The sequence below is a fragment of the Pedobacter sp. SAFR-022 genome (assembly GCF_051965375.1).
Taxonomy (GTDB): domain Bacteria; phylum Bacteroidota; class Bacteroidia; order Sphingobacteriales; family Sphingobacteriaceae; genus Pedobacter.
Genome location: NZ_JBQCME010000001.1, coordinates 416,882 through 437,971 on the forward strand (window position 1 = coordinate 416,882; position 21,090 = coordinate 437,971).

At 43.8% G+C, this 21,090-nt stretch carries 18 protein-coding genes; 7 read left to right on the forward strand and 11 right to left on the reverse strand.

The window, feature by feature from the left end:
* Positions 1-16: 16 nt before the first annotated feature.
* The 3 genes from ACTHQF_RS01850 to ACTHQF_RS01860 all read right to left on the reverse strand — a co-directional run bounded on the left by ACTHQF_RS01850 (position 17) and on the right by ACTHQF_RS01860 (position 6,255).
* A complete protein-coding gene (locus tag ACTHQF_RS01850; RefSeq protein ID WP_440428140.1) occupies positions 17-1,642 on the reverse strand; it encodes a RagB/SusD family nutrient uptake outer membrane protein in 1,626 nt (541 codons plus the stop codon).
* A gap of 9 nt (positions 1,643-1,651) precedes the next feature.
* Positions 1,652-4,933, reverse strand: coding sequence for a TonB-dependent receptor (locus ACTHQF_RS01855; protein WP_440428141.1), 3,282 nt, complete (start codon positions 4,931-4,933; stop codon positions 1,652-1,654).
* A gap of 176 nt (positions 4,934-5,109) precedes the next feature.
* On the reverse strand, positions 5,110-6,255 hold the full coding sequence (locus tag ACTHQF_RS01860) for a FecR family protein (RefSeq protein ID WP_440428142.1): 1,146 nt from the start codon (positions 6,253-6,255) through the stop codon (positions 5,110-5,112).
* A 124-nt stretch (positions 6,256-6,379) separates the two neighbouring features.
* Between ACTHQF_RS01860 and ACTHQF_RS01865 the strand changes: the two genes are divergently transcribed.
* Positions 6,380-6,937 carry an RNA polymerase sigma factor gene (locus ACTHQF_RS01865; protein WP_440428143.1) on the forward strand — a complete coding sequence of 186 codons (558 nt, stop codon included), beginning with the start codon at positions 6,380-6,382 and terminating at the stop codon, positions 6,935-6,937.
* Between the two features lie 83 nt (positions 6,938-7,020).
* Here ACTHQF_RS01865 and ACTHQF_RS01870 read toward each other — a convergent pair whose 3' ends face one another.
* Together ACTHQF_RS01870 and ACTHQF_RS01875 are read right to left on the reverse strand one after the other, a co-directional pair.
* Positions 7,021-7,965 (reverse strand): FKBP-type peptidyl-prolyl cis-trans isomerase, encoded by a 945-nt coding sequence (locus ACTHQF_RS01870; RefSeq protein WP_440428144.1) that lies wholly within the window; start codon positions 7,963-7,965, stop codon positions 7,021-7,023.
* Between the two features lie 158 nt (positions 7,966-8,123).
* The gene (locus ACTHQF_RS01875) at positions 8,124-9,134 is read right to left on the reverse strand and encodes a DHH family phosphoesterase (protein ID WP_440428145.1); all 1,011 of its coding nucleotides are present in this window, start codon (positions 9,132-9,134) and stop codon (positions 8,124-8,126) included.
* Between the two features lie 109 nt (positions 9,135-9,243).
* On the opposite strand from ACTHQF_RS01875, the gene ACTHQF_RS01880 reads away from it, so the two are divergent.
* From ACTHQF_RS01880 to ACTHQF_RS01890, 3 genes are all read left to right on the forward strand, one after another.
* Complete coding sequence (locus ACTHQF_RS01880) at positions 9,244-9,663, forward strand: nucleoside-diphosphate kinase (RefSeq protein WP_440428146.1); 420 nt, start codon at positions 9,244-9,246, stop codon at positions 9,661-9,663.
* Positions 9,664-9,817: 154 nt separating this feature from the next.
* Complete coding sequence (locus tag ACTHQF_RS01885) at positions 9,818-10,543, forward strand: FKBP-type peptidyl-prolyl cis-trans isomerase (protein WP_440428147.1); 726 nt, start codon at positions 9,818-9,820, stop codon at positions 10,541-10,543.
* A 59-nt stretch (positions 10,544-10,602) separates the two neighbouring features.
* Positions 10,603-10,788: a hypothetical protein gene (locus ACTHQF_RS01890; RefSeq protein ID WP_440428148.1), complete on the forward strand. Its 186-nt coding sequence runs from the start codon at positions 10,603-10,605 to the stop codon at positions 10,786-10,788.
* Here ACTHQF_RS01890 and ACTHQF_RS01895 read toward each other — a convergent pair.
* Both ACTHQF_RS01895 and recF read right to left on the reverse strand, forming a co-directional pair.
* A complete protein-coding gene (locus tag ACTHQF_RS01895; protein ID WP_440428149.1) occupies positions 10,785-11,075 on the reverse strand; it encodes a DUF721 domain-containing protein in 291 nt (96 codons plus the stop codon). The two genes, ACTHQF_RS01890 and ACTHQF_RS01895, sit on opposite strands and share 4 nt — an antisense overlap.
* The gene (gene recF, locus ACTHQF_RS01900) at positions 11,068-12,171 is read right to left on the reverse strand and encodes a DNA replication/repair protein RecF (protein ID WP_440428150.1); all 1,104 of its coding nucleotides are present in this window, start codon (positions 12,169-12,171) and stop codon (positions 11,068-11,070) included. The genes ACTHQF_RS01895 and recF overlap by 8 nt, the downstream gene beginning before the upstream one ends.
* A gap of 202 nt (positions 12,172-12,373) precedes the next feature.
* Here recF and ACTHQF_RS01905 point away from each other — a divergent pair, with 202 nt between their 5' ends.
* From ACTHQF_RS01905 to ytxJ, 3 genes are all read left to right on the forward strand, one after another.
* Complete coding sequence (locus ACTHQF_RS01905; RefSeq protein WP_440428151.1) at positions 12,374-13,042, forward strand: tetratricopeptide repeat protein; 669 nt, start codon at positions 12,374-12,376, stop codon at positions 13,040-13,042.
* Positions 13,043-13,119: 77 nt separating this feature from the next.
* Positions 13,120-13,611 carry a 6,7-dimethyl-8-ribityllumazine synthase gene (ribH, locus tag ACTHQF_RS01910; RefSeq protein ID WP_440428152.1) on the forward strand — a complete coding sequence of 164 codons (492 nt, stop codon included), beginning with the start codon at positions 13,120-13,122 and terminating at the stop codon, positions 13,609-13,611.
* 189 nt (positions 13,612-13,800) lie between these two features.
* Complete coding sequence (ytxJ, locus tag ACTHQF_RS01915) at positions 13,801-14,133, forward strand: bacillithiol system redox-active protein YtxJ (protein WP_440428153.1); 333 nt, start codon at positions 13,801-13,803, stop codon at positions 14,131-14,133.
* Here ytxJ and ACTHQF_RS01920 read toward each other — a convergent pair.
* From ACTHQF_RS01920 to ACTHQF_RS01935, 4 genes are all read right to left on the reverse strand, one after another.
* The gene (locus ACTHQF_RS01920; RefSeq protein ID WP_440428154.1) at positions 14,123-14,530 is read right to left on the reverse strand and encodes an OsmC family protein; all 408 of its coding nucleotides are present in this window, start codon (positions 14,528-14,530) and stop codon (positions 14,123-14,125) included. The two genes, ytxJ and ACTHQF_RS01920, sit on opposite strands and share 11 nt — an antisense overlap.
* A 147-nt stretch (positions 14,531-14,677) precedes the next feature.
* A complete protein-coding gene (locus tag ACTHQF_RS01925) occupies positions 14,678-16,189 on the reverse strand; it encodes a glycoside hydrolase family 32 protein (protein WP_440428155.1) in 1,512 nt (503 codons plus the stop codon).
* Between the two features lie 31 nt (positions 16,190-16,220).
* On the reverse strand, positions 16,221-17,939 hold the full coding sequence (locus ACTHQF_RS01930; RefSeq protein ID WP_440428156.1) for a RagB/SusD family nutrient uptake outer membrane protein: 1,719 nt from the start codon (positions 17,937-17,939) through the stop codon (positions 16,221-16,223).
* A 14-nt stretch (positions 17,940-17,953) separates the two neighbouring features.
* Positions 17,954-21,034 (reverse strand): SusC/RagA family TonB-linked outer membrane protein, encoded by a 3,081-nt coding sequence (locus ACTHQF_RS01935; RefSeq protein WP_440428157.1) that lies wholly within the window; start codon positions 21,032-21,034, stop codon positions 17,954-17,956.
* Positions 21,035-21,090 lie beyond the last annotated feature (56 nt).

Sequence of the window (21,090 nt, forward strand, 5' to 3'; positions counted from 1 at the left end):
TTGATAGGTTTATGTGTTACCAGCCTGGATTTTGTTGAAGGTTTGGATTCAGGTTTCTTTCATCTCTTGGAATTGGCCATAGGTAGTGTTTTCCAGGATCAAAAACACGTAGATTAGCGCGGATATAGCCATTATCGATTGAAGCCGGGCCGTATTTGGCACCATGTGACCAACCGTTTAGCACCACTTCAGCAGTTTTCCATCTTCTAATATCGAATATGCGCAGACCCTCCATAGCGAGCTCTGTTCTTCTTTCATTGCGGATCGCCGTTCTTAAGCCATCCTGCCCAAGCGAAGCATTGAAGTTAAGCGCCACAGGATCCACAAATCCAGCCCGGTTACGCAGTGCACGCAGCGTTTGGTTCCAGACAGACTCATCCATGGTACCAAGCTCATTTCTGGCTTCCGCATACATCAGCAAAACATCGGCATAGCGGATCAGAATAAGGTTTAGTCCGGAGACGAAGTTGGTTAAAGAGGTTGGATCATAGTACTTACGCAGGTAATAGCCTGTCGGAGAACTTACCCCACCTGCAGCATACTCATCCATCTTGGTATCATCCGGATCTGTTCCTGGTTTAATGTAAATGGTTTTGCTGGTGCCATCTGGTCGGGTCCAGTTGTAGTTATGGTAAACAATTGTCGCGGTCATTCTTGGATCACGGTTTACATAAGGATCTTCCGCGTCATAGCCTGAGCCTGCCTGGTTGATTGTCCTTCCATTAGTCATCAGATAACTATCTACAAGTTCCTGTGTAGGCGCAAGCGCATTTAAACGGGCGCCAACAGAAATTGGCACAAAATCAAACAGGTGATTGTAGGTCCTGTTCACCGGATCGAACTGGAAGTCGAGCAGTACTTCTGAATTGTTCTCATTTTGTGGTAAAAACAAACCTGCATAGGAATTGAACAAGCTGTAGCTGCCATTATTGCCACTCATTATGGCTTCACAGGTTGTCGCAACATCCTGCCAGCGGCCTTCATACAGGTATACCCTGGCTTTTAGTCCTAAGGCTGCACCTTTGGTGATCCTGCCGCGATCTGCCTGTGCATACGCGGTGTTCAGCGGCAGCGCTTCGATTGCAGCATCAAGTTCGCTTAAGATAAAGGCAAGCACCTCTGCTCTTGGACTACGACCGATGGAAAGCGACTCTTCAAGGGTAATATCCTTATCAAACAAAGGCACATCGCCAAACCAGGTCATCAATTGAAAATATTGAAATGCACGAAGGAACCTTGCTTCGCCTTTCATACGGGCTTTTAAAGCAGGATCCATATTTTCGATCCGGTCTACATTATCTAAAAAGAGGTTGCAGGTCTTGATCCCGCTGTAATGATCATTCCACTCACTTTTTATTCTGCCCAGTGAAGCGTCGTATGTCCCGGAAGCAATAGAGGCTACACCTTCATTATCACCCCTGCCATTATAGGCATTGTCGGACAAGGCTTCGTTCAGGAAAAACCTGCTGCTGTTGAACATTTGAGAATATGCCGTATTGAGAATGCTGTTGGCTTTCTCGGTGGAGGTCCAGTAGTTCACATCCGTGAAACGGTCGGTTGGCACCAGATCCAGCTTTTTGCAGGAAGTTATTGTTGTTAGAAACAGCAGCACTACCCAACTTATGTGTTTTATTGATTTCATGTTAATAGATTAAAAGGTTACATCCAGACCCATTCCTATGTATATCGGTGTTGGATACGCACGCGCACTATTTGCACCTGAATTACTGAGGTTGTTGTTAAACTCGGTATTCTCCGGATCTAAGAATTTCAGTTTAGAAAAGGTTAGCAAGTTCTGCCCTGAAGCATATATCCTGAGCTTCTGCATACCGATCTTTTTAGCGGTTTCGGTTGAAAGTGAGTATCCGATCTGCAGGTTCTTCAAACGGGCATAAGAGGCATCGTAAAGGTATGCATCAGAGCCTCTTCTGTAGTTGTTTGCGTTAGACTGGCTACCGTTTGCCGCAAGACGTGGGTAACGTGCATCGGGATTTGTTGGTGTCCAGTAATCCAGCTGGTGCTGATACATTACCTGGCCATAGTTAAAGTGATATGGCTCTACCATCTCACCGCGGATGAATGCATCACGTCTGCCTACACCCTGGATAAAGATGTTTGCATCGAAGTTCTTGAAGCTTACCGCGTAAGTCACACCGAACGTGAGTCGCGGGAAGGCATTACCCAGCACAAAGCGGTCACGATCATTGATCACCCCATCTTTATTTACATCCACATAACGGATATCACCTGGTAAAACAGAGATACCCTCCGGCTTTGGACCACTATTTACCTGATCTATATTCTGGAAATAGCCATCGGTTTTTAAGCCTACATAGGAGTTAAACGGCAAGCCTTCACGTATGATGAACTGCATTTCATCGGAAGATGAGATCCGCTCACGGCCGCCATAATCCAGAACCTTATTCTTAGAATCGCCAACATTCAGGCCGATCTGATGATTGAACTTGTCGCCGGAAATCCGATAGTTAATGCTAGCTTCCCAGCCCCGGTTCTGCATTTTTGCAGAGTTAAAGTCTGGCAGTGAGGTACCGAAAATTCCTGGCACCACCGGCGCAACAAGGATATCGCGGGTAACTTTATCAAAGTAATCGACCGATACGGTAAGGCTATTTTTGAAGAAGGTTGCATCTACACCAATATTGAACGTGGATGCCCGCTCCCAACGGATGTCCGGATTGGCAAAGTTAAAACCTGTACCGCTTACGACACTATTGTTGAAGGCATAAGCATTTTGGAAGCTGAAATACGTGGTTTGGAACTGGTAATTACCCACATTCTGATTTCCCAGAATACCGTAGGAACCACGGATCTTCAGATCTCCGAAACGCTGACGGTAGTTCTCCATAAAGTCCTCCTGACTGATGCGGTAACCAGCAGAGATGGCCGGGAAAAAGCCCCAGCGATTTTGCTTACTGAATTTTGAAGAGCCATCTACACGGAAGTCGACCTGTCCGTAGTACTTATCATCAAAGGAGTAACCGGCCCTACCAAAAAGAGAGTTCAGGCTACTTTCATTTGTCCGTTGATTGGTGTTCGAGGAGTTTGGATCAATTACCGTTTCCGTGATTGGTGTACCAAGCTCCGGATCCGTAAACCTCCGGTACAGTCTGTTCTCTTCATTATTGGTGGATTCGTTCGAAACACCAAGCAAAGCATTAACTGCATGTTTCTGTGCGAAGGTCTTATTAAACTCTGCCAGGAACTGGGTGTTCAGGAACAGATTTTTGGTATTCTCATCATTGGTGTTGCGGTCTGCACCAGAAGTACCCTGAGGATAATAGTCCACACGCAAGGTTCTTGCGAAAAGATGATTTGCGGTTAAGGTACCACCAACGACTGCACGTAATTTCAGGAAATCGGTAACGGCAAATTCCGCATTCAGACTTCCAAAAAGGTTGTCGTTATCATATTTCCGGTATCCGCCTTTTTCTAGCTGGCCTAAGGGATTGAACTCCGCCAAAACCTCATTGGTAAGGTAGCGACCTTGCTCATCCTTCATCTTAAAGATGGTAGGTACACGCCCTGCATCCACGATTAGGGTTGAGGTACTGGAGGAATGATCGTTGATCTGCGTTTTGGCATACGATAAGATGCTGGTCAACTTAAATTTACCGTACTCGTTATTCATGTTAATGCGGTAGTTGTAGCGCTTCAATCCGAAGTTCTGCCCAACAAGGTTATTTTCCTGATCGGCGTAACCCACAGAAACCAGGTAGCTGGAGTTGGCATTTCCGCCAGACAGGCTAACATTATGATTTTGCTGCAAGGCGTTTTTAAGGATGCCGTTTAAAAACCATTGCTCATCGCCACGGGATTGAAAGTCCCTGATTTGCTCCGGACTGTAGATTGGCGTTAATCCGGCATTTACGTTTGCTTCATTGCGTAAGATCGCATTTTCATAACCCTGCACCGGCTTGTATAAGATGTGGGGCACCTGAACACCGGTAAGTGCATTTAAGGTAACCCTAGTGCCGGAGTTCTTACTCCCTTGTTTGGTTGTAACCAGGATTACGCCGTTTGAGGAACGCGATCCATAGATGGCTGCGCTACCGGCATCTTTAAGAACGGATACGGATTGGATATCTGATGGGTTCAACAGGTTGATGTCTCCGCCAACAATACCATCAATGACCACCAAGGGGCTGTTGTCGCCCATGGTACCGACACCTCTGACGTTCAGATTGATGGCACCGCCAGGTTCTGCATTCCGCTGTTGTACAATTAAGTTTGGCGATACACCTTGTAGCGCTTGTGTGGCATTCATTGCAGGTTTACCTTCTAAAGCAGCTGCACTGATCTGGTCAACCGCGCCGGTAACGCTGGTTCTGCGCTGCGTACCATAACCTACAATCACAACATCACTCAAGGCCTGAGCATTTTCTGCCAGCGTAACATTGATCTGTTGCTGGTTGTTCACGGTTCTTTCCAGAGTTTCATAACCGATGTAGGAAAATACCAGAACACTTGTGGTTGCCGGTACAGTGATCCTGTAGCGGCCATCCTGATCGGTAATGGTGCCGATATTGGCTCCTTTTACCCGGATGCTTACCCCGGGCAAAGCTTGGTTGGTGCGATCGGTTACCCTTCCGGTTACCGTAAGATTCTGCTGCTTACTAAGCTTTATTGGGGTCAGTGTAACCGTTTTCTGATTGATCTGATACGTAAAAGGTTGTCCTGCTACGCAAAGTTTCAGTGCCTCTTCAATGGAGGCATCTTTTAGGTTTAAAGTTACAGGCTTGGCTTGGGTCAGCAGCTCTGAACTATACAAGAAATCAAATCCGCTTTGCTGTCTGATATTCAGCAGCACATCTTCTAAAGGCGCATCTTTGAATTTCAAGCTTATCTTCTGCGCGTAGGTCTTTGCAGTTACTTGTAATACCGCCAGCAGCAGGATACAGGTAAGCTTCATCATACGGCAAATTCTAAGCTTTACACAGGATTGGCTCCTGTTTGACGCAGTAAAATTTATATACATTTGGTTAGTGATTTAAGATTTTATCTATCATTGTGCGACCCCTGATCATTTCCATGTTGTTTCAACATTCGGTCCGGGCGGGGACAAATACCGGCCTGATTGATCTGGTAAACCTAGGCCATAACAACAATCCTCCTTCCTTCAATCTTAAAGCGGACAAGACCTGTAAGTTCCAGTCCTTTGAGCAATTCATTGATGTCTTTATTTCTGGAGTAAATACCTCCGAAGGTCTTGGTTGGCATGCTGCCTTCAAATTCAACTTCTACATCATACCACCTGCTGATCTGCGCCATGATATCTTTGATGCTATCGTCCTGGAACATGAAATAGCCGTTTTTCCAGGCCACAATTTTATTCACGTTTACGGAAGCGACTTTGATGTTTTCATTTTCCGGGTCTACTACGCCCTGCTGCCCTGGCTTAAGCAATGCTACTCTGGCCGACTGGCTCAGCTGTACTGATCCTTCTACAAGCGTGGTCTTATATCGCCGTTTGTCATAGGCATTGATGTTAAAATGGGTACCCAATACGGTAACCCTCATATCGTCTACTCTTGCAATGAATGGCTTCGCTGCGTTTTTGGCGACCTCAAAATAGGCCTCTCCCTCCAGTTTTACTTCGCGGGTCTTGCCACTGAACGTTGTTGGATACGTCAGCCTGGACAAGGCATTTAGCCAAACAGCTGTGCCATCTGGCAGAACCACCTTGTACTGACCACCTGCGGGAACGTTGATGGTATTGAAACTTTCGGTGTCGCCATTTTTTCCTGATGCCTGGTAAATGATGGAACCATCTCCTGATTTCTGTACCCGTGCACCTTCGGCGCTGGCAATTGTACCGTTTCCGGCCTGGGCTAAGTCTACAACAACACCATCTGAAAGGGTTAGGGTCGCTGTATTACGGCCCGGCGTGATGGGCAATTTAGCTTTTGCGACCTGTTTCTGGAAATTTAAACCTGCCGGCTGGGGCTTTTGGTTATCAAAAAACAAAAAGCCTGCACCAAGGATTAAAAACACTGCTGCGGCATACTTCATCCAGTTAAAATGTATTCTTAGCGGTTTATCGGAATGCTGAATGGTTCGATTGATTTGCTGGAAGAGTTGGTCCTTGCGTTTTGAGGCTCCGACTTCATCTGCTGCCTCATCGGCATCCAACATTTTGAAGTCATCCATATAGGCGTACAACTTTTCCTCTTCCGCTGTACTGCAAAGGCCTGCAATGTATTTTTCATACAGCTTTAGGTATTCTTCCTGGTTCATACAATTTGGTTGTATGATAAAGAGGTAAACCAAAGCGCTGCACACACATCAATTTGAAAATTTTGTATAAATCTGGATAGGTCAGTTCTACATGATGAAAAAATGGTAGTTTTAGATACCAAATATGAACAACGTTAGCCTTTCGGATCTTGAGCTCTGGAATAAAGTGATTTCAGATGATTCTGCTGCGTTCGCCTGCTTATACGACAGGCACTGGGCTGCGCTGTTTAAAACTGCCAATTATTATACGCAAGATGAGCATACGGCTGAAGAAATTGTGCATGATGTTTTTGTAACGCTTTGGCAAAGACGCAAGTTCCTAAACATCAACAACTTTCGTAATTACATCTTCATCACCACCCGGTATCATGTCCTGAAAAAGATAAAGCAAGGTAAAATGTCGCCAATCACCTATGTAGAGCATTACAATGAATCAGCCGACCATCAAGTTAGCAATAAAGAAACGGAACGCATCAGCCAGTCTGACTTTGAAATTGAACTTAAATCGATGCTGCAGGGGCTTCCAAAAAGATGCAGTGAAATTTTTTATCTCAGCAGGGTCAACCAGCTTAGCAATCAGGAAATCGCAAAGACCTTTGGCATATCAAAGCCCAGCGTCGAAAATCAAATTACGCTTGCCTTGAAGTATCTTAGAAATAAAATGATGAACAGATCAGGTTAGCAGAAAGCTAAATCGTATTACATAAAAAAAGGGCATCCAATGGACGCCCTTTTTTTATGTTCAATACCTGAAACAGGTGTGTATTACATTGGCTTTTTGATATCAACCATTTCCACTTCAAACACCAATGGTGTATATGGAGGGATACCACCTTGCATACCTGCTTCGCCGTAAGCTAATCTGGAAGGAATGATGAAAGTTGCTTTTCCACCTTTACCTAACATTTTCAAACCTTCATCAAATCCTGGGATTGCTTTACCCAACTGGAAAGGACGCGGACCATATTCCATGCCTGGCATAGATGGTTTACCGGCAGCTTCAGCATCAGCTTTCACGCTTGTATCAAAAACATTGTCTTTACCATCTGTTTTCTTGTTGGTAAATCGACCGGTGTAGTTGATCATCATCGTATCTGTGGGTTGTGCACGTTGTGCATCACCAGGTGCCGTGATCACATACTGTAAACCAGAAGCAGTGGTTTTCACTTTCAGGTTGTTGTCTGCGATGTACTTTTTGATTTTGCCTTCTTCAGCAGATTTGCGTTGTGCAACAGAGGCCTGGTAGTCTTTTTCGAAGAACTCTTGTGCTTTCTTAAGGAACACGCTGTCCGGTTCGTTCTTAGGCTTCGACAATACCTTCTCCACCTTAATGGTGAACAACATGTAAGTATCTTTGGTGCCCGGAGGTTTAGGTTGACCAGATCTGGTTGCCATGGTATCCAGGTTCAATTTGAAGGTAGCGCTATCGCCTTCTCCAAACATGGTAAGGATATCGTTCATATCACCAGCATACATTTTTTCCGCTACCGGGAAGATTTGTGGCTGCTCTACGTCGTAGGTGCTGCTCATAATTGAATCTTTCTCGCTTTTGCGGATGAAGTTCAATTTCACGATATCACCTACTTTAATTTTCTCTTTACCTTCGGATTTGTGGACGATGTACTTGGTACCTCCTGGCGCATCTTTGTAGTTGTTACATGCACCCAATCCAAGAGCGGCTGCACAAAGAATTACTAAACTTTTTTTCATTAGTATAAATTGATTTTTAAATGTTATGAAGCTATTATAAGCCTATTTTGGTTGTTTTTAAGCTGTATGCTTATAATGGTTTCTTACTGTTATTTGATTTGTGGTTGATAAGCGGCAGTTCAGCGCGCCATCATGTTTTATCTTCGGCTATTAAATAGTTAAGCTAATAATTGCTGTTCGTAGTCCTTCAGCAAGCCTTTGAAGATCTGCACGGTTTCCTCAAGACTCTTTTCTGAAGCACCGCCTGCGGCATTCCGGTGTCCGCCACCATTAAAGTACTTTTTGCAGATCTCATTTGCGGGAAACTCTCCAGTGGAACGGAGTGAAAGTTTCACCCGGTCGGTACGTTCAATGATGAATGCTGCTAGCTTAATGCCGTTTACGGAAAGTGCATAGTTCACGATGCCTTCAGTATCTCCGGTAACGATGTTAAACTGCTTCAGCTCTTCAGCGTTTACGGTGATGATTGCGGTGTTAAACTCCCTTAAAACCTCCAGTTTGTTGGTTAAGCAATGGCCTAAAAATCGCAAGCGGCTTTCGGTAGCATTATCATAGACCTGCTGGTGAATTCTCCAGTGTTCTGCACCCAGATCAATAAGATCTGCAGCAATCCGGTAAACTGTTGAGGTCGCGGATGGGAAACGGAAGGATCCTGAGTCCGTCATGATACCGGTATAGAGGCAGGTTGCAATGTCTTTGGTCATAGATGCACCATCATTCAGCACATTAACGATGAAGTCGTACACCAATTGTGCTGCAGCACAAGCATTGATGTTCCAGTGACGGAAATCATCAAAATCTTCCGGCTCCAGGTGGTGATCGATCATCACTTTGTACCCATCAGCTGCGCGGATCAGTTCGCCAAGTTCATTGATACGGCTCAGGGTGTTAAAGTCCAGGCAGAAAATCAATGCAGCTTCGGCAACATAAACCTCAGCATCCTGTTGGTTTTCGGTATAAATGATGACATCGGAATTGTTGGGCAGCCAGTGCAGAAAATAAGGGTAATCTGTGGGGGTGATCACTTTAACATGGTGACCTTTCTGAATCAGATAGGCATACAAACCAAGTGAAGAACCCATGGCATCACCATCAGGTTTATGATGTGTAGTGATGACAATTTTTTGTGGCGTAGCCAATAAATCGGTTAATTCTGAAAGAGATAGCATATTTTAAAGCTGCAAAGCTAATAATTAAATAGATGAATTGATGTCGATTTATTTTGAAGCTATAATATTTACTGTTTAAAACGTAATTTTGGAAAAAAATACAAAACCCATGAGTACAAACAGAACATTTACAATGATTAAGCCTGATGCAGTAGCAAACGGACATATCGGTGCTATTATCAATGACATCACTACTGCAGGATTTAAAATCGTTGCTTTGAAATACACCAAACTTACTCCAGAAAAAGCAGGTGCTTTCTATGAAGTACACAAAGAACGTCCTTTTTACAATGATCTGGTAGGTTTCATGTCTTCAGGACCAATCGTTGCTGCGATCCTGGAAAAAGATAATGCTGTTGAAGAATTCAGAAAATTGATCGGTGCTACTGATCCATCTAAAGCTGAAGCAGGTACCATCCGTCAGAAATATGCAAAATCAATTGATGCAAATGCTGTTCATGGTTCAGATTCTGATGAAAACGCTGAAATTGAAGGTAACTTCTTTTTTACAGCTGACGAGCGTTTCTAATCGCCGATAAGCACATAGAATATAAAATAAAGCACCTCTACAGGGTGCTTATTTTTTAACCGGGATTTTTGAAGGGTTACAAGTATCGAAACTGTGGTCATGGAGGCCGCGGGGTACATGTATCTTGATCATTATCCTAACCAAAAGTATTACAATGAAAAAAACATCTATCGCAGTGGCCTGCTGCCTTGCAGCCTTTGGCGCCACTGCCCAAACTAAAAAAACAACCGTCGCAAAGAAACCTGTGGCAAAAGTTGCACCCAAACCTGCAGCCCCGGCGCTGAGCATGAAGAACACCCTGGATTCTGCAAGCTACAGTTTCGGAAGCTCTATGGGTACAGGTCTAAAATCGAACGGCATTACTACACTAAACTATGACCTGCTATTAAAAGGCCTTAAAGATGCTTTTGGGGATAAAGACCTGATGCTTGACCGTACGCAGGCACAGGAAGCGATCAATAACCTCTTTATGGCAAAGAGCAAGGCAAAATTCGCCGCTGTTATTGAGGAAGGCCGTGCTTTCCTGGAGAACAACAAAAAAGTAGATGGCGTAAAAACAACCGCTAGCGGACTGCAGTACTTTGTGGTGAAGGCTGGAAATGGACCCAGACCTTCGGCAGACGCCACCGTGCTGGTGAATTACAAGGGCCGATTGTTGAATGGAAAGCAGTTCGACAGCAATGAAGGCCGTGATCCGGTAGAGCTTAATGTCGGTGGCGTGATTCAGGGCTGGACCGAAGGTTTACAGCTGATGAATGAAGGTTCTACCTACCGGTTTTTCATCCCTTCTGAGCTGGCTTACGGGGAACGTGGCGCTGGTCAAAACATCATGCCTTACAGCACCCTGATTTTTGAAGTGGAACTGGTAAAGGTTAAATAATCCCTTTTAGCGGGGAAACCATTTTTATCATGTGTTGTTAGTAGATAAAAACAAACATTATGATGACGAAAAGATATTTCCCCCTAGCACTCGTAGCGCTCCTCACTACAACCTTAGCAAGCTGCTCCGCCATTGAAGGTATATTTAAAGCAGGCATGTGGGCCGGCGTTATTATGGTTGTTGTCGTACTTGCGTTGATTATCTGGGTAATCAGAAAGATATTTGGTGGCGGCAGCAGAAATTAAAGGAATACAATTTCTGTGATCACTTCAGAGCCGGCGCGTTCATTTAATCGTTGAATGATGCCGGTTCTGATCATCAAAAGATCATTCTTCACCACTGAGGATTCAATCCGCACGAACAGCTTTTTATGGGCAATATAGATCTGAGTGGTACGGTTGGAAACCGCTTTCCCCATAACTTCCGGCCATAAGGCCACGACAGAAGTCTCATCCAGCTTAGATTTTAAGCGGTAAACTTTTAGCATTTTGTCTATCCCCTCTTTCAGGGTAATGTCGTTGGGCTTACGCATGGTTGATCTGTCCGTTATCTACGTCGAACAAAGTTACAGGAACATTGATCTTGTTGAAAATATTTGTAACCCTTTCTTTTCCCGTATCGGTGATGAAAATCTGCCCGAAGTCATGATGTGATACCATTTCCATCAGCTTCTGCATACGGCTATCATCCAGTTTATCGAAAATATCATCCAGTAACAACAACGGTTTGAAACCTTTGTATTTCTGCAGGTAACTGTATTGCGCGAGCTTCAGTGCAATGAGGAAGGACTTCTGCTGGCCCTGTGAGCCGAACTTCTTCAGCGGCATATCACTAATGGTAAACAGCAGATCGTCTTTGTGGATGCCCGTGGTTGTACGTTCCAGCACTTTATCTTTCTCCAGCGACTGGATCAGTAATTCTTCAAACGGTGTTTCGTTAAGCTGAGAAGCATACTCCAAACGTACCTGCTCCTTGTCATCGGTAAGATAGTGGTAGTGCTGATTGAACAGGGGGATGAAGTCGAGCATGAATTCTTTACGTTTTTCAAAGATCTTCTTCCCTGTAAAGGCGAGCTGTTCATCATAGATCTCGAGCAGGGATGGATCAAAGCGCCTGGTGCTGGCTACTTGTTTTAGAAAGGCATTACGACTTTGTAATTGCTTGTTGTAGCTGATCAGTTCGTCCAGGTACTGCGCATTCGTTTGTGAGATGACATTGTCCATAAACCTGCGCCGCTCTTCACTGCCCTCCATGATAATGCTGGAGTCGTATGGCGAGATCATCACCAGAGGGAAAAGTCCGATGTGGTCTGCGAGTTTGTCGTATTCCTTCTTGTTGCGCTTAAATTGCTTCTTCTGATTGCGCTTTACCCCACAACTGATCTTCTCGTTGTTTTCTTTAAGATCGAAGTCGCCCTGGATCATGAACAGATCCTGTCCCGTTTTAATTTGCTGTGTATCTATGGGGTTGAAATAGCTCTTGCAAAGACAGAGGTAATGTATGGCATCAAGCAGGTTGGTTTTACCCGCGCCATTGTTGCCTACAAACGCATTAACGGTCTTTGAAAAACTAACTGCGGCATCCGGATAATTTTTGAAGTTCAGGAGGGTAATGTTTTTTAACCACATAGATTGTTCAAAGTTACCAATAAGATTTTATTGCCGTTCTTAAATTATCAATATGGTTTTCGTCTAGGTTTTTGATACTTTTCAAAACTATTTTGTGGATAGTTCAGTTTCAGATGGTTAAAGTTTGTGTAAATACCGCAAAAGGGTTGATACTTTAATCGAAAAATGTATTTTTGCAATCCTTAATTTTTTATAAACTAAAATGTCTACAACACAAAACGAAATAAATCCTCAAGTTAAAAAAAGATCATTTTTTATTGAAAACTCCAAAAGCTTGTTGTTCATTGCTGGTGCCGTAGTTGTTCTAATTGCAATCTATATCTGGTATCAGAATGTATACTTAAAGAACAGAGCGGAAGAGGCTTCTGCAAAAATGTACAAGGCAGAACAGTATATCGGTGTAGATTCACTGGCAAACAAAGCCATCAAAGGTGATTCAGGTTACCCAGGATTTGAAAAGATTGCTGATGAGTACGAAAACACCAAATCTGCTAACCTTGCAAACTTATACCTTGGTGGTATCTATTTACGTAAAGGTGAATACAAAAAAGCAACTGAAGCTTTGGGTAAATACGCCGAAACTGGTAGCCCTGTAGCAGATCCTCTAGCCCTAGGTTTATTGGGTGATGCTTACAGTGAGTTGAAAGACTACAAACAAGCTGCTACTTATTACAAGAAAGCCGCTGACAAAACCGGTAACAACTTCACTTCTCCAATGTTCCTTAAAAAGCTTGGATTGGTACAGGAGCAATTGAAAGATTTCAAAGCTGCTGAAGATGCTTACACTAAAATCAAAACAGAATATCCTGCAAGTGAGGAAGCTGCAATGATCGATTCTTACATTGCACGTGCTCATGCACAAGTAAAATAAACGTACTTAATCAACAATATTGAAGGTTAGCATGAAGATGCTAGCCTTTTTTTATAGGCAATACTTATCTTTATCCCATGGCTACACAATTAAAAAACCTGTCAGACTTTTCCCACACTACTGTGCCTGATGCCAGTCCTTATAAATTTGCTATTGCTGTTGCAGAATGGAATGCCGAAATCACCGGCAGCCTGTACAAGGGTGCACTGGAAAAGCTTCTTGCTTATGGTGCTCAGGAAGACAATATCCTTTCCGTAGCTGTTCCAGGAAGTTTCGAACTGAGCGGAGCCGCAGAGATCCTGTTAAACAAACACCCTGAACTTGATGCAGTGATCTGTCTGGGTTGTGTGATCCAGGGTGAAACCCGCCATTTTGATTTCATCTGTGACGCTGTTGCGAATGGGGTGACACAAGTTGGCATAAAACATGCTAAACCTGTAATCTTTGGTGTACTGACTACAGACGACCAGCAACAGGCGATCGACCGTGCAGGTGGTAAACATGGTAATAAAGGCGATGAAGCTGCTATTACAGCCATCAAAATGGCGCACATGGCTGCTACGCTGTAGTTTAAACGTTTATAAAATTATTAATCAGCTCCTAATGAAGAAAATTGCTACACTCTTGCTTGGCGTGTTTTTTGCAACCGTTATGTTACAGGCATGTTCAAACAAGATATGCCCAGCCTACAGCTCCTATAAGGAAGGCAAAAAAAGAAGAGGATAACCTCTTCCATTTTAAATTAAACACGTTTATTGATGCAGTGGAACATATTAACAGATATCGCTCAGGTGAAGGATATCAAAGCGAAGGAAGGCTATAGCCTCATTTTTAAACACAGTACCCGTTGCCCGGTTAGTGCGATGGCAAAGCGAAGATTTGAGATGGACTGGGATGTGATCCCTTCGGAAGTTTCCCTTCATTTCCTGGACCTGATTGCCTACCGCCCGGTTTCCGCGCATATCGCCGAGACCTTTCAGGTGCACCATGAATCACCACAGATCCTGTTGATCAAAAATGGCGACTGCATCCTGGATGCTTCCCATGGGGACATCTCCGCGGCTGAAGTCGCTGAAGTGATTAATAGTTAAAAGTCACCGTTTTCTTAATGTCCGGGTGTATGCTATATGCAACCGGACAGGTATGGGCGGAGCGTTCAATGATGGCTTTCACTTTATCGGAATAGTCATTCGCTGGAAAATGAAAGTCTACCACGATTTCCGCCACTCTTCTTGGTCCTTCCTTAGCCATGATCTTGGTGATCTCGCAGGTGGTGCCATCAATGTTGAAGCCATGTTCTCCGGCAGCAATGCCGATAATGGTCAACATACAGTTGCCTAAAGAAGTTGCCAGCAGGTCTGTTGGTGAAAAAGCTTCTCCCTTGCCCTTGTTGTCTACCGGTGCGTCGGTAATGATCTCCGTACCCGATTGTAAGTGAACAGAAGTGGTTCTTAAGCCACCGTTATAAGTAATCTTTGAAGTTGCCATTTTATACAATTTTGTGAAGGCAAGTTAGCATTCCTGAGGTATTAAAAAAACCATTAAAGAAGTGATGCCTGTTCAAAGTGCCAAATAGGAAGGGGCATTTAAACAGACATCACCGGAATGTATAGGGGATATTTGACGCGATATAGCTTAGTGAATGGATTGAAGGTTTGCTATACGTACATTCTTAAGCGACTTGGTTTTAGCACTAACTACTTTAAGATTACTAATCGTTTCATCAGGGAAAAACACATCCGTCATCACCGATAATCCATCATCAGCGAAGAGTTCCACAGATGCAACATCTGCGAACAGACTCAGCTTGATCTCTTTACTTGTGCTAATCCTTGGGGCGGTATGTTTTTTAGCAAAGCCAGCCTCAAAGTCCGACTTTCCAGACTTTGTTCTATCAATGTAATACGCGCGTTCTTCACTGTCATAGCCTATAGTGAGTTCCTGTCCAAGCTTATTACTTAGAACAATATGGAAGTCATTGCTTGCATCTAAGGTCATATCGATTTTAAATAGGCCCCCAGCGTCCTTGATGTGATTACTTAGATCAAGCTCCTTCGTAAAGCCTAATGAAGACTTTCTGAAACTATCTTTCTGTATGGTCGCTAGCTCTTTTGATGGCCGGGAGCTTAAGAAATGTTCACCATTAACTTCAGTAATATCCAGATCTCTTGGAATTGTTGCAGCGCCACGCCAGCCTTGGGTAGGCACCACATTGGCATACTGCCAGTTGTTCATCCAGCCAATAAAAATCTTTCGTTCGCCTGTGTTGGACCAGGTCACGCCGGCATAATTGTCTGTGCCGTAATCAATGAATTTAGTCTTTTCCACTTCTGGAACAAAGGTCTTACCATCAAAAGATCCAGTGAAATACTGCGTTGCGGAACCACCGTTTGGCCCACCTGGATTGATGCTGACCAAAAGTACCCATACTTGTTTGCCTTTGTGCATAATTGGAAATAAATCCGGACACTCCCACACGCCACCATGAGCACCGATCTGGGCGCCAAATTCACTTTCTTTTGTCCATTCTTTTAAGTCCGGCGAACTATAAAAAGTTATTCGGTCTTTGGTGGCCAACGTCATGATCCATTTATTTTGCGGCTCATACCACATCACCTTTGGATCTCGAAAATCCACTATGCCAGGATTCTTCAATACAGGATTTCCCTCATATTTAGTCCAGGTTTCGCCATCATCCAAACTGTAGGCAAGACTCTGATTCTGGTAATTGTTGGCCTTCTTCTGCTCCAGTTTGGCATTATGGTGTGTAAATATTGCGACCAAGGCTGTTTGGCCCGCCTTTGCGAAGCCAGCAGTATTGTTAACATCCACCACAGCACTGCCAGAGAAGATGTATCCAAGGCTGTCGGGGAACAATGCTGTGGGCTTGTGCTGCCATTTCACAAGATCTTTGCTGACGGCATGCCCCCAGTGCATTGGCCCCCAAGTCGTACCATCCGGAAAATACTGGTAAAAAAAGTGATACACCCCTTTATGGTACACCATCCCATTTGGATCATTCATCCAATTGGCTGGTGGCGAAAAATGGTATTGTGGGCGATGCTGCTCTTTGAAGGTCTGCTGCGCAAAAGTGTTGATACTCAAAGCCAAGCAGAAAAGTACAATGAAGCTAGATAGTTTTCTCATAATCGTATTTTTTAAATTCGCAATGGCTGCGTTACCAGCCGTTATTTTGTTTATAGAGACCGGAGCTGAAGTTGATTTGATTTAGTGGAATTGGAAAGTATTCATCGCGTCCCCTAGTAAAACGTGCATCGTTCAAGTGAGCTACCCTTCGTTTTTCGATATCAAAATAAGCATTCATGGTTTGTGCAGCAATGCCCCATCTTACAAGATCAAAGAAATGATAGCCTTCAGTTGCAAACTCCAGCCTGCGTTCAAATCGCAATGCTTCCCTTGCATATGCTTGTGTCCAGTTACTGTTTACCCCAGGTTGATATAATTGAACATTATAATTTGATATAGCGCTTCCATCGGCCATTTTCAAAAGATTTTTGCTGTTGTTTGCTCTCGCGCGAATCTGATTAATCAGCGGAACAGCTTCAAGCGATCTGTTTAGTTCAATTAAGGCCTCTGCTTTCCAAAGTAACACATCAGCATAACGTATAATCTCCCAATTTTTAGAACTGCCGATGAATGGCGGAACCTTTTGAAATGATGGATCATCCGGCAGTACCGCTTCCTTCATACTTGCAAATGCATCGTAGATTGCTGGTGCTCTGGACCACGAACGCTGATAGATGAAGTTGCTTTTGTATTTATATGGGGCGCCTGGTTTTGCGACCGTATGGTCCAGTCGCGGATCAAAGGTTGCCGATTTAAAGTCCAGCGTTGCTGCCACATCAGTATTGTTATAAGTTGTAAACTGCGGCAATCCATCCTGGTCAGTCTTGTAAGCATTAATTAAATCATGACTGGGTACATTGAAGCCACAGCAACCGTATTCCTGATTCATTGGATAGTTAAGTGCATGGCCGTAATCCAGTCGGCCTTTTGGTGTGCCATCATCTTTTGAGTATTGGATGGCAAAGATGGATTCCGTGCCATTTTGCGTTGTTGCCAGGAAGTTGTTCGCATAATCCGTCGTCAAACTGTATTTTCCCGAAGCAATGATCTCATCTGCAAGCGCATTTACTTCCTCTAATTTAGCGGCATTGATGGACGTAATCTGATGATCTTCACCTTGTTCATAGGCCTGATACAACAACACTTTCGCCAGATATGCTTTTGCAGCAAACTTGCTTGCTCTACCTATTTCTGCCTGACTTTCCGGTAGTACATCTGCAGCTGCTCTGAAGTCGTCCGTGATTTTAGCCCAGAGTTCTGCATCAGATAGTGCTCGATTGGAAATGGTGTTGTATGCCGTTTTCTCTGTGTTCTCATCCAGATAGGGAACATACTTAAACAGAATCTTAGCCAGGAAATAAAAGTGACCGCGTAGGAACCGGAGTTCTGCTTGTCGCTCTGCTTTCTTCGGATAATCCGCATCGGAAATTTCGTTGACACGTTTCAAGGCGTCGTTTGCTCTACCAATTCCAACATATAGTCTAAACCAAACCTGATCAAGTAATGGGTTATCTACACGGTTTAGTGAAAAAGTTTCAAAAAGGTGAAACTCCGACAAATCTCCCGGTCCATCACCACCTTTGTAGGTGTCTCCACCCCTAACACTGCCATATGGCCACATGCTGGAATAGGGTGAAGTATAATGATCATTACCTAATGCAGAATAAGCAGCAATGACCATTTTATCGACATTTTCAGGTGTACCAAGGTCCTCTGAGGACACGACGCCTTGTGCAGGTTCATCCAATACTTTTTTACATGAAATCAGTATGGTGAACATCATCAAGAATATGTATTTTAAATTTTTCATGTTAACAGATTTAATTATAGCGTAACATTTATACCGATTGTACCCACGACAGGCACTGGAAACCCATAATTGGGAATTTCCGGGTCCGGACCAGTAAAAGATTTACTTTTGATGGTAAAAAGATTACTTCCCTGTAAGAATATCCGGGCATTTTGAATCTTCAGATTGAAAGCTTTTTTAAAGTTGTAACCTACTTGTAAGTTCCTGAGCTTTAGATAAGAGCCATTTTCAATGAAATAAGTGGAGAACCTGCCTTCATTGTTCCTGTCCACCAAAGTCAGGGCAGGGATACTGGAACTGGTATTGGTAGGTGACCATGCATCTAACGTTCTGGAGCCCCAGTTTGTACCAGTCCACAAGGATGAGAAATCCGTATAGGTTTTAAAGTCATTTACCACGTCTACTTTGATACCTTGCAGAAAGAAACTTAAATCGAAATTTTTATAATTCAAGGAAACATTAAGTCCCGCGGAGTAGCGGGGACTGTTATTTCCAATGAAATCACGATCCTGATCGTTGATTACACCATCAGCGTTTAAATCTCGATATTTTATCCTCCCTAGGCCCTTACCAGGCTGGTCCGCAGCGGCATCCACCTCAGCTTGAGATGTAAACAGGCCATCTGCCATATATCCGAAATAGGAATTTACCGGTCTTCCTAAAATCGTCTTGTCCGTTCCATTTCCAGGATACGAGGCTAAGACTTCCTTCGGTAGATAGGTAACTTTATTCCTGTATAGGGAGAAATTTCCTGTAAGATTTATAGACAGGTCTTCGCTAAGCTTTGTATCATAAGATAAAATTGCATCCAAGCCTTTGTTTTGCAACGAAGCGCCATTGATAAAGCTGTTTCCACCTTCGCCTAATACTGCCAGGTAAGCAGGGCTGATCAAAATATCTGATGTTTTTTTGATAAAGTAGTCGAATGAGCCGGTTACTTTGTTGTTAAACAAGCCAAAATCAACACCAAAATTCGACTCCTGTAAAGACTCCCATTTGAGTGCAGCATTTCCTTGTTGGATCATTGTAAAACCCGAAGGTAACTGACCCGTTCCACCCCCATTGATATCGTATGCACTGCCTCGGTCAAAATCCCAGGTCGGATCAACGCCATAGATCGCAGAATATAGTGACAGGCTGGCGTTATCCGGAATATCCTGGTTGCCTGACTTACCCCAACCATACCTTAATTTCAGATCGGAGATAAAGTTTAAACGCTTAATGAAGGTTTCTTCACTCAGCCTCCAACCCAAGGAAAAGGCAGGGAAGGTTCCATAACGGTTTTCGGCTCCGAATCTGGATGAGCCATCCCGTCTCAGGGTTACAGATGCTATATACTTATCATCCAATACATAATTGACCTTACCAAAAAAGGAAAGCAGTGCGTAAGCAGCTCCGGAGCCTCCATTTAGGGTGTTTGTTGATCCCGCATTCAGGTAGGCATAGTTGATGTTTTCCAAAGCCAGGCCTTGTCTGCTTGCAGAGAACTCCTGATTGATATTTCTTATATATTCATGTCCAGCAAGAAACTCCAGATTATGTTTCCCCTTTTCAACTTTATAGTTCAAGGTATTCTGCCAGATGATGTTTCCTTGATACACCTGCGCATTGAAGACCTGATTTGCAGGATCGGCAAGAAATCCAGAGGTGTATGACTTCTTAAGTGTCCTTTGGTAAGTTCCATTGTAGTCGATACCGAAACTTGTTCTAAAGGTTAAATTGGGTAGCACATCATAGTTGGCGAAGGCATTTCCAAAAAGACGATAGAAGTAGGATTTGTTATCGCGATTGTCCTCAATTAACCGAACCGGATTTTGTCTGTCTGTCATACCTGCCGCCGGACCACCCCAGCCACCATCGATGGTATGAACTGGAACGATAGGTTGCTGCACAAGAGAAGCAAATAAGATGTCACTCGCCGGAATAAGTGCATTTTTTATATAGCTCGCGGAAAAATTCTCTCCTATGGTAAGCTTGTTATTCAGCATCTTATAATCGGAATTAAACCTGGCCGTGTACTTCTGACTATGGGACTCCTTAACGATCCCCTTGTTATCATAGTAGCCTAGGGAGAATAGTGAATTACCTTTTTCACCACCATTTGAAAGGGCTAAATCATAAGACTGGATGATGGATTGCTGAGAAACCTCATCATACCAATAGGTATCTGCCGGGCGCATAGTTCCTGCGGCGTCAATAAACTCCGGCAACACCACCCTGTTAAGCACCGGGTTACTAAAATCATTATTCCAATCGTATTGGTAAATTTGGTTGTTATTCGGATTAGCACCGTCATTTACTGCAGCAAGCCAATAAGCCCGTCCACGTTCTTCCGCATTAAGCGTCTTTAACTTTGTAGCGTAATTTTGTATCGATGTACTGGCATTAACATCTACTTTCGAAAAGCCATTCTTTGCTTTCTTGGTGGTGATGATGATTACACCATTGGCAGCTCTGGAACCGTAGATAGTAGCCGATGAAGCATCTTTCAGCACCTGAATGGACTCAATATCATTTTGATTGAGCTGCTCTAATCCACTTTTCGTCGGCACACCATCAATGACATATAAAGGGTCGTTGTTTCCAAGGGTACCAATACCACGAATCCGCACTGTAGCGCCTCCGGTGGGCGACCCATCAGTGGTGATCAGTACCCCAGGCACACGACCTTGTAATGACTTAATGGGATTTCCGCTTGGAATGTCTTTGATTTCCGCGACGTCTACCACGTTCACCGCACCAGTGATATCTTTCTTCCGTTCGGTTTGATATCCTGTTACAACAACTTCTTCCAACTTGTTGGAGGATATATCCAGTTGTATATTAACAATCGTGGTACTCGCATTAATCAGGAAAGTAGCAGGCTCTGCGCCAACATAGAAAAATTTGAGCGTCTGACCAGCTGAGGCTTGGACGCTGAAGCGTCCATTGGGATCAGTCATTGTTGTGGTTTTTGTGCCGACCACGTTTACAGTTACGCCTTCAAGTGGACCAGCATCCTTGTCCGTCACGGTGCCGTTCAGCTGCCTGACTTGCCCGAAGCTCCATCCTATTGCACTTAGCAACAGGACGAAGAAAAGAAAAATTCTTTTCATACAATTTTTATTAAGGTTAAATATTTGGTTTTTAATGGTTCGATCTAATAAGGGGT